This window comes from Pedobacter sp. PLR, assembly GCF_026239675.1.
GTDB lineage: Bacteria > Bacteroidota > Bacteroidia > Sphingobacteriales > Sphingobacteriaceae > Pedobacter.
The window spans coordinates 219474-232678 of sequence record NZ_JAPIVQ010000006.1; the positions used below are offsets into that span (position 1 = coordinate 219474).

Annotated in this window: 10 protein-coding genes; 5 read left to right on the forward strand and 5 right to left on the reverse strand. The window is 42.7% G+C overall.

Going from position 1 to position 13205, the window contains the following annotated elements; genetic code table 11:
- Nucleotides 1-573, forward strand: coding sequence for a guanylate kinase (gene gmk, locus OQX61_RS16260; protein ID WP_265842850.1), 573 nt, complete (start codon nucleotides 1-3; stop codon nucleotides 571-573).
- Entirely contained in the window at nucleotides 574-1146 is a 573-nt protein-coding gene (gene nadD, locus OQX61_RS16265) for a nicotinate (nicotinamide) nucleotide adenylyltransferase (protein WP_265842851.1), read from the forward strand.
- Nucleotides 1147-1161: 15 nt separating this feature from the next.
- On the opposite strand, the gene OQX61_RS16270 is transcribed toward nadD, so the two are convergent.
- Nucleotides 1162-1875, reverse strand: a complete 714-nt coding sequence (locus OQX61_RS16270; RefSeq protein ID WP_265842852.1) for an SAM-dependent methyltransferase — start codon at nucleotides 1873-1875, stop codon at nucleotides 1162-1164.
- Nucleotides 1876-2173: 298 nt separating this feature from the next.
- Here OQX61_RS16270 and OQX61_RS16275 point away from each other — a divergent pair, with 298 nt between their 5' ends.
- Both OQX61_RS16275 and OQX61_RS16280 read left to right on the forward strand, forming a co-directional pair.
- Nucleotides 2174-3628 carry a DUF6600 domain-containing protein gene (locus OQX61_RS16275; protein ID WP_265842853.1) on the forward strand — a complete coding sequence of 485 codons (1455 nt, stop codon included), beginning with the start codon at nucleotides 2174-2176 and terminating at the stop codon, nucleotides 3626-3628.
- 150 nt (nucleotides 3629-3778) lie between these two features.
- Nucleotides 3779-5359, forward strand: coding sequence for a peptide chain release factor 3 (locus OQX61_RS16280; RefSeq protein WP_265842854.1), 1581 nt, complete (start codon nucleotides 3779-3781; stop codon nucleotides 5357-5359).
- Nucleotides 5360-5492: 133 nt separating this feature from the next.
- On the opposite strand, the gene OQX61_RS16285 is transcribed toward OQX61_RS16280, so the two are convergent.
- Together OQX61_RS16285 and argH are read right to left on the reverse strand one after the other, a co-directional pair.
- Nucleotides 5493-6746 (reverse strand): aminotransferase class I/II-fold pyridoxal phosphate-dependent enzyme, encoded by a 1254-nt coding sequence (locus OQX61_RS16285; protein ID WP_265842855.1) that lies wholly within the window; start codon nucleotides 6744-6746, stop codon nucleotides 5493-5495.
- 24 nt (nucleotides 6747-6770) lie between these two features.
- Nucleotides 6771-8102 carry an argininosuccinate lyase gene (gene argH / locus OQX61_RS16290; RefSeq protein ID WP_265842856.1) on the reverse strand — a complete coding sequence of 444 codons (1332 nt, stop codon included), beginning with the start codon at nucleotides 8100-8102 and terminating at the stop codon, nucleotides 6771-6773.
- A 149-nt stretch (nucleotides 8103-8251) separates the two neighbouring features.
- Here argH and OQX61_RS16295 point away from each other — a divergent pair, with 149 nt between their 5' ends.
- On the forward strand, nucleotides 8252-11167 hold the full coding sequence (locus OQX61_RS16295) for a prolyl oligopeptidase family serine peptidase (RefSeq protein ID WP_265842857.1): 2916 nt from the start codon (nucleotides 8252-8254) through the stop codon (nucleotides 11165-11167).
- Between the two features lie 145 nt (nucleotides 11168-11312).
- On the opposite strand, the gene OQX61_RS16300 is transcribed toward OQX61_RS16295, so the two are convergent.
- Together OQX61_RS16300 and proC are read right to left on the reverse strand one after the other, a co-directional pair.
- The gene (locus tag OQX61_RS16300) at nucleotides 11313-12380 is read right to left on the reverse strand and encodes a M20 family metallo-hydrolase (protein WP_265842858.1); all 1068 of its coding nucleotides are present in this window, start codon (nucleotides 12378-12380) and stop codon (nucleotides 11313-11315) included.
- A gap of 6 nt (nucleotides 12381-12386) precedes the next feature.
- Nucleotides 12387-13205, reverse strand: coding sequence for a pyrroline-5-carboxylate reductase (gene proC, locus OQX61_RS16305; RefSeq protein ID WP_265842859.1), 819 nt, complete (start codon nucleotides 13203-13205; stop codon nucleotides 12387-12389).

The window sequence follows — 13205 nt, forward strand, 5'->3', positions numbered from 1 at the left end:
ATGACACAAGGTAAACTCATTATATTTTCTGCACCTTCCGGCGCGGGCAAAACCACTATCGTAAAACATCTTTTACAGAAATTCCCAACATTAAGCTTCTCTATTTCAGCGACTACACGTCCGGCAAGAGGTGATGAGGAACATGAAAAAGATTATTATTTTATCTCTCAGGAAAGCTTTCTTCATAAAGTAGCACATCAGGAATTTGTAGAATTCGAAGAAGTATACACCGGCACTTTTTATGGCACATTGAGGTCTGAAATAGAGCGTATCTGGAGTACCGGCAAACACGTAATTTTTGACATTGATGTAGAAGGTGGCTTACGCCTTAAACGTAAATATGAAGATGATGCATTGGCTATATTTGTTCAGCCACCATCTTTAGAGATCTTAAAAGAGCGTTTAACCGGAAGAGGTACTGATAGTCAGGAAAAACTTCAGGAACGCTTTGTAAAAGCGGAGAAAGAGTTGGCCTATGCAGATAAATTTGATGTGATTTTGAAAAACTACGATCTGGAAACTGCTTGTAAAGAAGCGGAGCAGCTGGTAGGTGACTTTATCAATAAGAAATAGATGAAAACAGGGTTATTTTTTGGTTCTTTTAATCCCATCCATATCGGACACCTGGTGATCGCCAATTACATGGCGGGCTTTACCGGGCTTAAAGAGGTATGGCTGGTGGTTTCGCCACATAATCCCCTGAAAAATAAAACCGGGCTGACAAATATGTATGACCGGCTGGAAATGGCTAAACTAGCCACGGAAAGCGCCGACCATATCAAGGTAAGCGACATTGAATTTGGCCTTCCCCAACCCTCTTATACCATTGATACCTTAGCTTACCTCCAGGAAAAGTACCCCGGAAGAGAGTTTGTGCTGATCATGGGTGCAGATAATCTTAGTTCCCTGAAAAAATGGAAGAACTATGAAACGCTGCTGAAAAATTATGAGATTTATGTCTACCCAAGACCGGGTGTAGACGTAAAAGAGTGGGAAAACCACCCTTCAATTACCATTACGGATACCCCGCAAATGGACATTTCTTCTACCTTTATTCGCAAAGCGTTAAAAGATGGAAGAAATGTTCAATATTTTGTTCCGGATAATGTCTTGTCTTTCATAGACAATAAAAACATGTACCGCTAAGCCCCTTTCCGGAGATTAAGCTGGTTTATACAGCAAAAAGATCGTTGGCTTTTTATGAAGGTCGATACGTTCCTTTTTCCAGAATGTTACCGATAGTGTTTTGATATATTCTTCTTCTGAATTGATATTAGAAGCTACACATAACATCGCATGTGCAGAAGCATTTTTCAATACGTCTTCAAACAAATGGTTATTTCTGAAAGGTGTCTCCATGAAAATTTGCGTTTGCTTATTTTTAGTCGACAATAACTCAATTTCTTTAATTTTTTTCGCTCTTTCTACCTTATCAATAGGCAGATATCCGTGGAAAGTAAAGCTTTGTCCGTTAAATCCTGAAGCCATTAATGCTTGTAGAATCGAACTCGGTCCTACCAAAGGAACGACTTTAATTCCTCTTCTGTGTGCTTCGGCAACGATTTCAGCACCTGGATCTGCTACTCCCGGGCATCCGGCTTCACTCATCAGGCCTACATCTTTTCCTTCACCCAGCTCTTTAAAATAAGGTGCTAAAGAGGCATTACGCTGATGTTTGCCATAATCATGAACCACCAGCTCACTCTGTGGCATTTTCAATCCAGCCTCTTTCAAAAATTTTCTGGCGGATTTCTCATTCTCAACAATATAAGTGCTGATCGCGTTGATGGTATCGCCTAGAAAAGGGGTAAAAGATTTCTGGGCAGCATTTTCTGCCAGAGGTACAGGTATTAAAAATAAAGTGCCTTTTTGCATAAGTTGTGTTTTGTTTACAAAAGAAGAAAATATATTCCTGTAAAGAGCAAGACCAGGGATTTAATATTACAATCTGACCTTATTTTAACGATGATAAAAAATATTTTTTGCTTATTTGCTTGTAAATTGTAGCACCGATAACGAATTAAATATCCGCAAACACCTCGCCAAAGCCAATTTTATTAGGCAAATCTTACTAATCCTAATGTAATATTTCTCCTGCGCTTTAAACTTTCCGTATGATTTGGAACTCAAATTGATATATCAAAAGCGTTAGGTAAATTAAACACACACAGAGATGAAAAAGTTAATCAAATTACCGGCAATTCTGCTGGGGCTACTGCTCCTGGTGACCGGTTTCACGCAACGCGCTCTGGCGCAAGACGAGGATGTATCGCTCCAGTCATTTTATGACGAGCTTTCTCCTTACGGTACCTGGATACAGGACCCACAGTATGGGTATGTCTGGAGACCTGACGTTGACCAGGAAGATTTTAGACCTTATTATAGCAATGGCCGATGGGCAATGACCGAATATGGGAATACCTGGGTGTCTGATTATGAATGGGGATGGGCACCGTTTCACTATGGAAGATGGGTGTATAACCGTTACAGACAGTGGTTATGGATTCCGGATACCGTATGGGGTCCGGCCTGGGTAAGCTGGAGAAGCGGTGGCGGATATTATGGATGGGCGCCTTTAAGTCCGGGGTTCAATATTAACATCAATATTGGTATTCCTGATAACTGGTGGGTATTTATCCCTCAGGCAAACATTTATTACGATAGGTTCCCAAGGTATTATTCCCGCAGAAACGTAACGATTATCCACCATACAACCATCATTAACAATACATATGTGAGGGGAAGAAGAACTTATTATACTGGTCCGAGGGTAGACGACGTAAGACGTGCAACCAGAGGTGAAGTACCAGTTTATCGTGTCAACAGAACCGACAGAGCGGGAAGAAGTGAGATCAGAGGAAATGAACTGAATATTTACAACCCAAGAGCCTCGAGAACGGAGAGAGGAACAGTTCAGGCACCTAGAAACGCCATTAAAGGCGATGCAAACTTAACCAGAGGTGATCGTACTTCGCCGGGAAATTCTTCCGCTATTGACCGTACATCCAGAAATGAGGGTACGGCTGGAAATAGAAATCCTGGCACAGATCGTACCGGAAGAGGGAATCGGGAGAACGCAAATGTAAATCCACCGACGAACAACAGGCCTTCGGGAGAGAACACTGGCAACAACAGGCCATCAAGAGAGAATAACAGACCTGCGACTTTACCAAACAGGAATCCTGAGGTAAATCCATCGCAACCTGAGCGTACGAATACTGGTAGAGAAAATCGCCGGTCAAGAGTGCCGGATGCTTCGCAAAACATTCCGCAACAGCAACCAGCGTCTCAGCAGCCGACCCAACAGCCTGAAGCCAGACCCCAACGTGAGCAAAGAAGAGAAAGGCCAGCGCCTCAGCAACAGCCTCAACAGCAACCGCAACGCCAGCCGGAACCACAAAGGCAACCACAGGCACAGCCTCAAAGGATGGAAAGAAGAGAAAGGCCAGCGCCTCAGCAACAGCAGCCTCAACAGCAACGCCAACCGGAGCCACAAAGGCAACAGCAGGCACAGCCTCAGAGAATGGAAAGACAGGAGCGTCAAAGTTCCCCTCCCCGTTCTGAAGGTAGAAGCAGCGAAGGCCGTTCCGAAGGAGGAAGATCTTCCAGAGGTGGAAGAGGAGGATAAGCTTTTGAAAATCATTAAAAACCGGCTAAAATGGCCGGTTTTTTTTTGCCCCCTTTTGCTGATCCGCAACGCTATAGGAAGCGATACGATTTCTTTTATATATTATATTTATCTTTGCAGCCTCATCAAGCACAACAGGCTTAATTCTTTATGATTCACCCAGAAATAGAAAAACGAAAAACATTCGCTATTATCAGTCACCCCGATGCCGGTAAAACTACCCTTACAGAGAAGTTTTTACTCTTTGGAGGTGCAATTAATACAGCCGGGGCGGTTAAACGCAACAAGGCCAACCAAAGCAATACTTCCGATTTTATGGAAATTGAGAAACAGCGTGGAATTTCCGTGGCTACCTCAGTAATGGGCTTTGAATATAGTGGAAAACGCATTAATATATTAGATACGCCGGGCCACAAGGACTTCGCGGAAGATACTTACCGTACTTTATCTGCTGTAGATAGTGTTATCCTGGTGGTCGACTGTGTAAAGGGTGTGGAAGAGCAGACTGAAAAATTGATGGCAGTTTGCCGCATGCGAAATACTCCGGTAATCATCTTTATCAATAAGATGGACAGGGAAGGTAAGGATGCTTTCGACTTGCTGGACGAAATTGAGAATAAACTGAACATCAGTCTTTGTCCTTTGTCATGGCCAATTGGCCAGGGGCATACATTCAAAGGGGTGTATAGCATATACAACAAGCACCTGAATCTTTTTGAGGCGGATAAAACCAAAATCAGCGAGTCAGTTATTCAGGTAAATGACCTGAATGATCCTAATCTGAATAACTTCCTGAAACCAAAAGAACTGGATGGCCTGAAAAGCGAACTGGAGTTGGTGGAAGGTGTTTATGGTCAGCTAGACAAAAGCATGTACACGGAAGGCTTACTTGCCCCTGTGTTTTTTGGTAGTGCAATCAATAACTTCGGGATTAAAGAATTGCTGGATACTTTCGTTCAGGTTGCTCCCAGCCCTAGAAGCAGGGAAGCAGAAGAACGTGAAGTGAAAGTAGATGAAAAGAACTTCAGTGGTTTTGTATTTAAAATACATGCCAACTTAGATCCGAAACACCGTGACCGTATTGCCTTTTTAAGGGTTTGCTCCGGTAAGTTTGAGCGTAATAAATTCTATTACCATACCCGTCAGGGCAAAAAACTAAAATTCTCCAATCCGATGGATTTCATGGCCAATGAAAAAAGTATTGTAGAAGAAGCATGGCCCGGAGATGTTGTCGGACTATACGACAGTGGAAACTTTAAAATTGGAGACACCTTAACTGAAGGCGAACAATTGAAATTTAAAGGCATTCCCAGCTTCTCTCCTGAGATATTTAAGGAAGTAGAGAACAAAGATCCATTGCGCACAAAACAACTGGAAAAAGGCATACAGCAGCTTACAGAAGAAGGTGTAGCACAATTATTCACTGCACAACCAGGTAACCGTAAGATTATTGGTGCGGTGGGTGAGCTTCAGTTTGAGGTAATCGCTTTCCGTCTGGAGCATGAATATGGTGCAAAAGCACATTTCCGTACTTTGAGTTATGGTCGTTCGAACTGGGTTACCTCTAAAGACAAGAAAAAATTAGAAGAATTCCTGAAAAGGAAACAACAACATATTGGTGAGGATAAGGATGGCAATCCGGTATTCCTTGCGGATAATGATTTCATGATCAATATGACCATGCGCGATTATCCGGATATTGAATTCCACAAAACTTCGGAGTTTAAATAGGCTGTTAAAATATTCCGCTTCAAGCTGAACCTCAACAAAAATGCCCCCAAACTTTTGGGGGCATTTCTTTTATCAGCAGGTTTTCATTTAGGATATTGCGATATTTATTCGCTGACTCTAAATGAAAGCTTCATTACTTCAATTTACTCAAAGCAGTTTTGATTCTTGGAATCATGTTTTCAATATCACTCAAAGAGCAACCTCCAACAGAAGCGCGGAACCAGTCTACGGTTTCATCTGTTCCAAACGCGGAGAAAGGAACCAATGCCACCTGAGCTTCTTTAATCAGGTAGAAATTCACATCTGCGCTATTTTTCAACACTTCACCTTCCGGCGTAGTTTTTCCGATATAATCGATTTTTAGCGTCAGGTAAATTGCCCCCATAGGAATCACTGCATCTACAGCAAAACCTTCCGTTTTCAATTGCTGAAAACCATTATAAAGTGCGTCAAGGCTATTTTGAACTTGTTTTTTAAATGAGGTCAGGTATTGATCTACCAGCGTTGCATTTTTAAAATACTTTGCAACGGCCACCTGTTCTGCTTTAGGCGCCCAGGCTCCGATATGACCCAATATTGATTTCATTTTACCAACGATCTTTTCTGGTCCGAAAGCCCATCCTACACGAACTCCGGTAGCGGACAAACATTTAGAAATTCCATCGATATAAATCACATAATCTTTCAGTTCGGGACGTAAGCTTACCGGATTGATGTGCTCCTTACCGAAAGTTAACAGCGAATAAATCTGGTCGTACATGATGTACAATGGCTTTTCATCCGGAGATCTGCTGTCATTTTCTGCAATAACAACATCACAGATCTCTTCGAGCTGCGCTTTGGTAAACATTGTCCCTGTAGGATTCAGCGGAGAACATAAAGCCAGTAAAGTTGCGCCTTTCAAATGAGGTTTTAGCTGTGCTGCAGTAGGCATAAAATTATTCTCAACCGTGGTTTCCACAGCAACTCCGTTTGCGGAAGAAAGGTGACAATAGTGGTTGTTATTCCATGATGGTGCCGGATAAATCACTTTATCTCCGGGATCGATCAAGGCCAGGTAAGTTGCATAAATTAAAGGGCGGGAGCCGCCTGCAACCAGGATATCCTGAGTAGTATAGCTTAACGCATACCTGTCTTTTAAAACCCCTACTACCGTTTCGCGTAATGGCAAAATACCATCCGCAGGCGGGTAATTGGTTTGATTTTGGTGATAAGCATCAATAATCTCCTCTTTCAGCTCAGCGGGAATCGGGAAAATAGAAGGGTCGAAATCACCGATGGTCAGGTTTGCAATATTTGCACCCTTTCGCTTCATTTCATTGACTTCGTTTCCAATTTTAATGATTTCCGAACCGATGAGCGTGTTAGCTAATACTGATACTTTCATTGTATTTTATTTATATATGAATAATTAAGCCAGCAACTTTTCAATTGCGGCAGTCGTTTTCTCAAATTTAAACTGGGAGAGCACTTCATTCATCATTCCTTTAATTTCGGGATTACAAAGATTTCCAATGCTCCCTTCATGGGTATGATTTACTTGTGTAGAAGGCGAGAATGTGCCATTTTCAATCGTTTCTCCAACAATTTTATAGGCTTCTCTAAAAGGAATTCCTTTTAAAGCCAGTTCATTTACTACCTCAACGCTGAATAGGTAAGCATATTTTTTATCCGCAAGGATATCATCTTTAATGCGGATATGTTGCAGCATATAAGTGGTCATTTCCAGACATTCATTCAGAGAAGTAATGGCAGGGAAAAGGTTTTCTTTCAGCAATTGCAGATCCCTGTGGTAACCGGAAGGCAAATTGGTCGTCATCAATGCAATTTCATTCGGCAGGGCCTGAATTTTATTACATCTGGAACGGATCAGTTCAAAAACATCGGGGTTCTTTTTATGAGGCATGATGCTCGAGCCGGTTGTTAACTCATCAGGGAAACTGATAAATCCGAAGTTTTGGTTGATAAACAAGCAAACATCCATGGCCATTTTAGCCAGTGAAGCGGCTACAGAAGACATGGCCTGCGCCAATACACGTTCCGTTTTTCCTCTGCCCATCTGCGCGTAAACCACATTATAGTTGAGTCTTTCGAAGCCTAGTAATTCCGTGGTCATCGTTCTGTTTAAAGGGAAAGAAGAGCCGTAACCTGCTGCTGAGCCCAATGGGTTCTTGTTACAAATCTTATACGCGGCAAGCATCATTTCCATATCATCTACCAGACTTTCGGCGTAAGCGCCGAACCAAAGACCAAAAGAAGAAGGCATGGCGATCTGTAAATGCGTATATCCGGGAAGTAATTTGTCTTTATGGGTATTACTCAGTTCAATAAGTTGTTCAAAAAGTACAGTTGTATTGCCCACCATCTCTTCGATACAGCTTCTGAAATAAAGTTTTAAATCTACCAGAACCTGATCATTACGGGAGCGTCCACTATGGATTTTCTTTCCTGCTTCACCGATACGTTGTGTCAGCAACCATTCTACCTGCGAGTGTACATCTTCTACGGTATCATCAATAGTGAATTTCCCTGCGGCGATATCCGCGTAAATATGTTTTAGTTCTAGTTGTATTTCTAATAGCTCTGACGCGGTTAGCAGTCCGATACTTTCCAGCATTTCTACATGGGCTAAAGAGCCTAATACATCGAAAGCTGCCATTTGTAAATCCAGTTCCCTGTCTTTACCAACAGTGAAAGTTTCAATATCCTTATTTACGTCTACGTTTTTTTGCCAAATCTTCATTTATCAATCTATTGTTTAGGTTCTTTAAAGGCTAAAGGTATTTTGCAAAAATACAATAATTACGCTACAAAGGAGGACTGTACAATATTCTTGTCACATTAGAATATTGTTAAACTAAAACAATAATTTAGTAGAAACCTTTAACCATAATGAACAGAATCAAGTATGCGCTCTTACTGTTGATCCTACCTTTCACATCGGAGGTTCTCGCGCAGCAGAAACCGGCATTGAGCTGGAAAGATGTTTCCAAATGGAATTTCATCAGAAGTAACACTTATAGCCTCTCTCCTAACGGCCAATGGCTATCCTGGGCAAAAGGGCCTACCGAAGGTGACCTTCAGACGGTCATCAGAAAAGTTTCCGACACCAGCAACTTCAGTTACCCGATTGGGGCCACAGCTTCGGGCGTAGTCTATTCTAAAGACTCCAGATACGCTGCATTTAAAGTGTCTGCGAAGGATGCGGAAGTCAAAGCGGTAAAGAAAACCATGAAACCACTTTACGATCAGCTGGTGGTCGTCTCCTTACCAGCCAATCAAAAGACAACTTTTGAAAAAGTAAAGACTTTCAGTTTTTCTGCGGATAACCCGGAATGGCTGGCGATTCATTTTACCGCAGTGGAGAACGCCTCAAAAGATAAAGACGCTCCGAAAGGAACCGATCTTTTACTCTATCAATTGAATACAAAAAAGAGCTTCAATCTGGGGAATGTATCCGAATATTCCTTCAATAAGGCGGGAACTGTATTGGCCTATATCATTGATGCCAGCGGACAAAATGGAAACGGAATTTTCATCAGAGACATGAAAACCGGGCTCATCACGGCCATAGAAAATGACAAAGCAAATTATAAAAGCATCAACTGGAATGAGAATGGCGACGCATTTGCCTTGCTCAGATCCAACAAAAATGAAAAATATAAAGAAGCAGTATTTACCGTCATCGGGATCAATAAAATTGCCGGAGAACTGAGCAACAAGATCACCTTCAGTGGCCTGACTGTTAAAAACTTCCCAAACACGATGGGAGTCAGCGGTAATGGTACGCCTTACTGGTCAGAAGACCAGACTACGCTATTTTTTGGCATCAGCACTCAGGAAAAGAAAGCGGATAGTACCGATAAAGATAAATCCGGAAATAACGTAGCGAAAACTGTTGCTGCAAACAAAGCCCGGACAGACAGCGCAGGGAAGTCTAAAGCAGACAGCACTGTAAAATCCAAAGCGGACAACAAATCCCTGGCAAAAGCAGATATTGAAAAACCAGATATGATCATTTGGAACTGGCAGGACAAGCGCCTTCAATCTGCGCAACAAACCCAGGAAACCAGAGATAAGAACTACAGCTACCTTAGTGCTTACCGTATTGCGGATCAGAAATTCAGTCAGCTGGCGGATAGCGCGTTAAAAACCATTGTCATGGGCCCAAAAAACCTATATGCCATCGGTTACGACGACTCCAAGTATGAATTAATGGGCAATCTGGACGGACAAGGCTATACCGACATCTACGTAACCGACCTAAAAACAGGCACTAAAAAACGTGTTTTCGAAAAGTTCTATACCGAAGGCAGGGGCATGTTGAGCATGGCTCCAAACGGCAAATGGGCCAGTTTCAGCAAAGATGGGGCCTTTTACAGCATCAATCTGGAAACCGGCAAGCAATACAACCTGACCCAAAACATCAAAGCCTCTTTTGTAGATGAAATGGATGATCATAATGTACTTAAACCTTCGACTTCCAATTTCGGCTGGTCTGCGGATTCTAAATATGCGCTGATCAAAGACAATTACGACCTCTGGCGTATTTCTGCGGATGGAAAAACTGCGGTTTCTCTTACTGACAACTGGAAAAGCAAAAAGCAGGAGGTTCAGGGAAAATCCTTCAACTACCCGAAAGAGAAAGGAACAGACCTGAGTAAAGACCAATACTTTATTATTTTCAATAGCCAGAATAAAAAAGCAGGAATTGGCCTGTTAGAAGCCGGCAAGACCAGCATTAAGCCCCTTTTCATAGATGATCATCTTTACGGAGGATTAAGCAAAGCTACTGATGGAAATGTTTTCATTTACATGAAACAGAACAATGAAGAATCATCGGAAGTTTATGCGACTACTTCGGCTAATCTTGCCAGTGCTAAACAGCTTACTAAAAACACACCTGATCAGGAAAAATATGCCTGGTCTAAAGGTGTTAAGCTCATCAACTATGTGAGTGCTAACGGTGATAGTTTGCAGGCAGTTTTATACCTCCCTGCCAACTATCAGGAAGGGAAAAGTTACCCGACCATCACTTACATCTACGAGCGTTTAACAGATCAGATGAATAGTTACGCTATGCCCGGGTTCCCTGGCGGAGGTTTCAACAGAGCAATGTACACCAGCAATGGTTATGCTGTTTTAATGCCCGATATCAAGTATAAATTAAACGATCCGGGGATGTCGTCGGTTGCCTGTGTGGTTCCCGCGGTAAAAGCAGCGATTGCTACCGGCATCGTTGATGAGAAAAAGGTGGCCATCCATGGACATTCCTGGGGAGGTTATCAGACTTCCTTCCTGATTACTCAAACCAACATTTTCAAAGCCGCAGCGGCAGGTGCTCCGTTAACCAATATGATCAGTATGTATAGTCTGATTTACTGGAATAGTGGCGGTACAAACCAGGCGATTTTTGAAGCGAGTCAGGGCAGATTAACACCTGGATACTGGGACAACTGGGATGCTTTTACAAGAAACTCTCCGATATACCACATCAAAAAAGTACAAACACCATTGTTGTTGCTGCACAACGACAAAGATGGCGCGGTGGACTATACACAAGGTATTGAGTACTATAACGGGCTTAGAAGACTCAATAAACCAGTCGTGATGATCACATATCGCGGAGAAAATCATGGAATCGCCAAATTGCCGAACCGAAAAGATTATGCCGTTCGTATGATGGAATATTTCGATTACATGTTAAAAGATAAGGCGGCACCGGAGTGGTGGGCCAGGGGAATCAACCGTTCAGATATGGAAAAACACCTGGAAACCAGAGCATTTGAAAACGCTGAAGAACAATAACCAGCAATCATCTTAGACAGGAACGAAAAGGGTTATCATAAAAACAGGGCGCAACACCAGATCAGTGTTGCGCCCTGTTCATTTATGTCAAAATAAATCTAGCCGGAATACCTGATGTAAAACATCGGAGCCCTGCTGATCAGCCCTATTTCCCGTTAATTACTGGTTTTAACATTTCGATATACAACTTAATTCCTTCTTCTACTTCATTTACAAACACATATTCGTCTGCCATATGAGAGCGTGCAGAATCACCAGGCCCGACTTTCAAAGAAGGGATGCTCAATAGCGCCTGATCAGAAGTTGTCGGAGAACCATAAGTTGTTCTGCCTAATGCAATTCCGGAAAGCACAATCGGATGTTCCTTATCAATTGAAGAAGGCTTCAAACGAACTGACCTTGGCGTAACCTTGCAATCCACATTTGTTCTGATAATTTTCAAAACCTCTTCATTTGCATAGGCATCGGTTACCCTCACATCTACGGTAAACGTACAAGTTGCGGGTACTACATTATGCTGAGAGCCTGCATTGATAATCGTCACCGACATTTTCAAAGGGCCAAACATTTCCGATACCTTAGAAAAACGGTAATTGCGGAACCAATCTATATCTTTCAAAGCTTTATAAATCGCATTGTCGCCTTCTTCGCGGGCGGCATGGCCTGCCTTTCCGGTAGTCACACAATCTAAAACCAGCAAACCGCGTTCTGCGATCGCTAAATTCATTAAAGTAGGCTCCCCTACGATTGCAAATTCCAGTTCACCAAGTTCCGGAAGCACATACTCCAGACCGTTATTTCCGGAGATTTCCTCCTCTGCGGTAGCTGCCAGACACACATTATAACTTAAACCCTCCTGCTCATAGAAGTAAAGAAAGGTTGCTATAAGCGAAACAAGGCATCCTCCTGCATCATTACTCCCCAATCCATACAATTTACCGTCTTCAACGGTTGGCGCGAAAGGATCGCGTGTATAGCCCGAATTTGGCTTCACCGTATCATGATGCGAATTTAAAAGCATGGTTGGCTTTTTCGGATCAAAATGCTTGTTGTAAGCCCACACATTATTCAATTTGCGCAGAGTTTTTATGTCGCGCGTCTGCAAAAACTGTTCAATTACATCAGCGGTCTGATCTTCTTCTTTAGAAAATGAGGAGATGCTAATCAATTGTTTCAACAGTTCTAAACTATCTTTTTGCAGTTGTTCTATCATAATTTTTTATTCTTTGGTATATAAAGCGCCGGCTTTTTGTGCCGACAGCTTGATGCCTTTAATCAAAGAGGAGCTAAAGCCATTGTGCTCCATCTCATTTAATCCGGCAATGGTACAGCCTTTCGGCGAAGTTACTTTATCTATTTCCTGTTCCGGGTGCGACTGCATCTGTAACAGCAGGTCTGCGGCTCCTTTTGCCGTCTGAACCGCCATTTTCAACGCTTCATCCGCATGGAAACCTATTTCTACCCCTCCTTGCGAAGCGGCCCTGATCCCCCTTAAAAAGAAAGCAATTCCACAGGCACAAAGTGCTGTAGCGGCTGTCATTAAGTCTTCATTTATTTTCACTACCGCACCTACGGTTTCAAACATTCGGGTTACCTCTTCCATATATTCGGCAGAAGCCTGATCGGTAGCAATGCAAGTCATGGACTGTCCGATGGCGATGGCCGTATTTGGCATTGCACGAACCACCTGTGCTTCTTCGCCCAGTTTACTTCTGATGTCTGCGCAGCTGACACCGGAGGCCACCGAGATAAAAAGATGTTTTTTCAGGTCTACCGCAGGGCGAATCTGATCCATTAACTGGTTCAACTGCTGGGGCAAAACTGCCAGCACAATCACGTCTGCATGCGCAACAACTGCCGCATTATCGCCACTAACGATAAAGCCTTGTTCCACAAAGGGGGCTAAATTGTCGATGTTTCTCCTGGTCAAACTAATCTGACCCGGGCTTGCATAATTTGCTTTCACTAGTCCCCTGGCCAAAGAAATGCCGATATTTCCGCTTCCTAAAATGGCGATATTGCCGTTAAACTGTTTCAT

Excerpts from the sequence above, each read along its gene's own strand:
- nadD (WP_265842851.1), top strand. The coding sequence starts at position 574 with ATGAAAACAGGGTTATTTTTTGGTTCTTTTAATCCCATCCATATCGGA.
- proC (WP_265842859.1), bottom strand. The coding sequence starts at position 13,205 with ATGAAACAGTTTAACGGCAATATCGCCATTTTAGGAAGCGGAAATATC.
- OQX61_RS16270 (WP_265842852.1), bottom strand. The coding sequence starts at position 1,875 with ATGCAAAAAGGCACTTTATTTTTAATACCTGTACCTCTGGCAGAAAAT.
- argH (WP_265842856.1), bottom strand. The coding sequence starts at position 8,102 with ATGAAGATTTGGCAAAAAAACGTAGACGTAAATAAGGATATTGAAACT.
- OQX61_RS16295 (WP_265842857.1), top strand. The coding sequence starts at position 8,252 with ATGAACAGAATCAAGTATGCGCTCTTACTGTTGATCCTACCTTTCACA.
- gmk (WP_265842850.1), top strand. The coding sequence starts at position 1 with ATGACACAAGGTAAACTCATTATATTTTCTGCACCTTCCGGCGCGGGC.
- OQX61_RS16275 (WP_265842853.1), top strand. The coding sequence starts at position 2,174 with ATGAAAAAGTTAATCAAATTACCGGCAATTCTGCTGGGGCTACTGCTC.
- OQX61_RS16285 (WP_265842855.1), bottom strand. The coding sequence starts at position 6,746 with ATGAAAGTATCAGTATTAGCTAACACGCTCATCGGTTCGGAAATCATT.
- OQX61_RS16300 (WP_265842858.1), bottom strand. The coding sequence starts at position 12,380 with ATGATAGAACAACTGCAAAAAGATAGTTTAGAACTGTTGAAACAATTG.
- OQX61_RS16280 (WP_265842854.1), top strand. The coding sequence starts at position 3,779 with ATGATTCACCCAGAAATAGAAAAACGAAAAACATTCGCTATTATCAGT.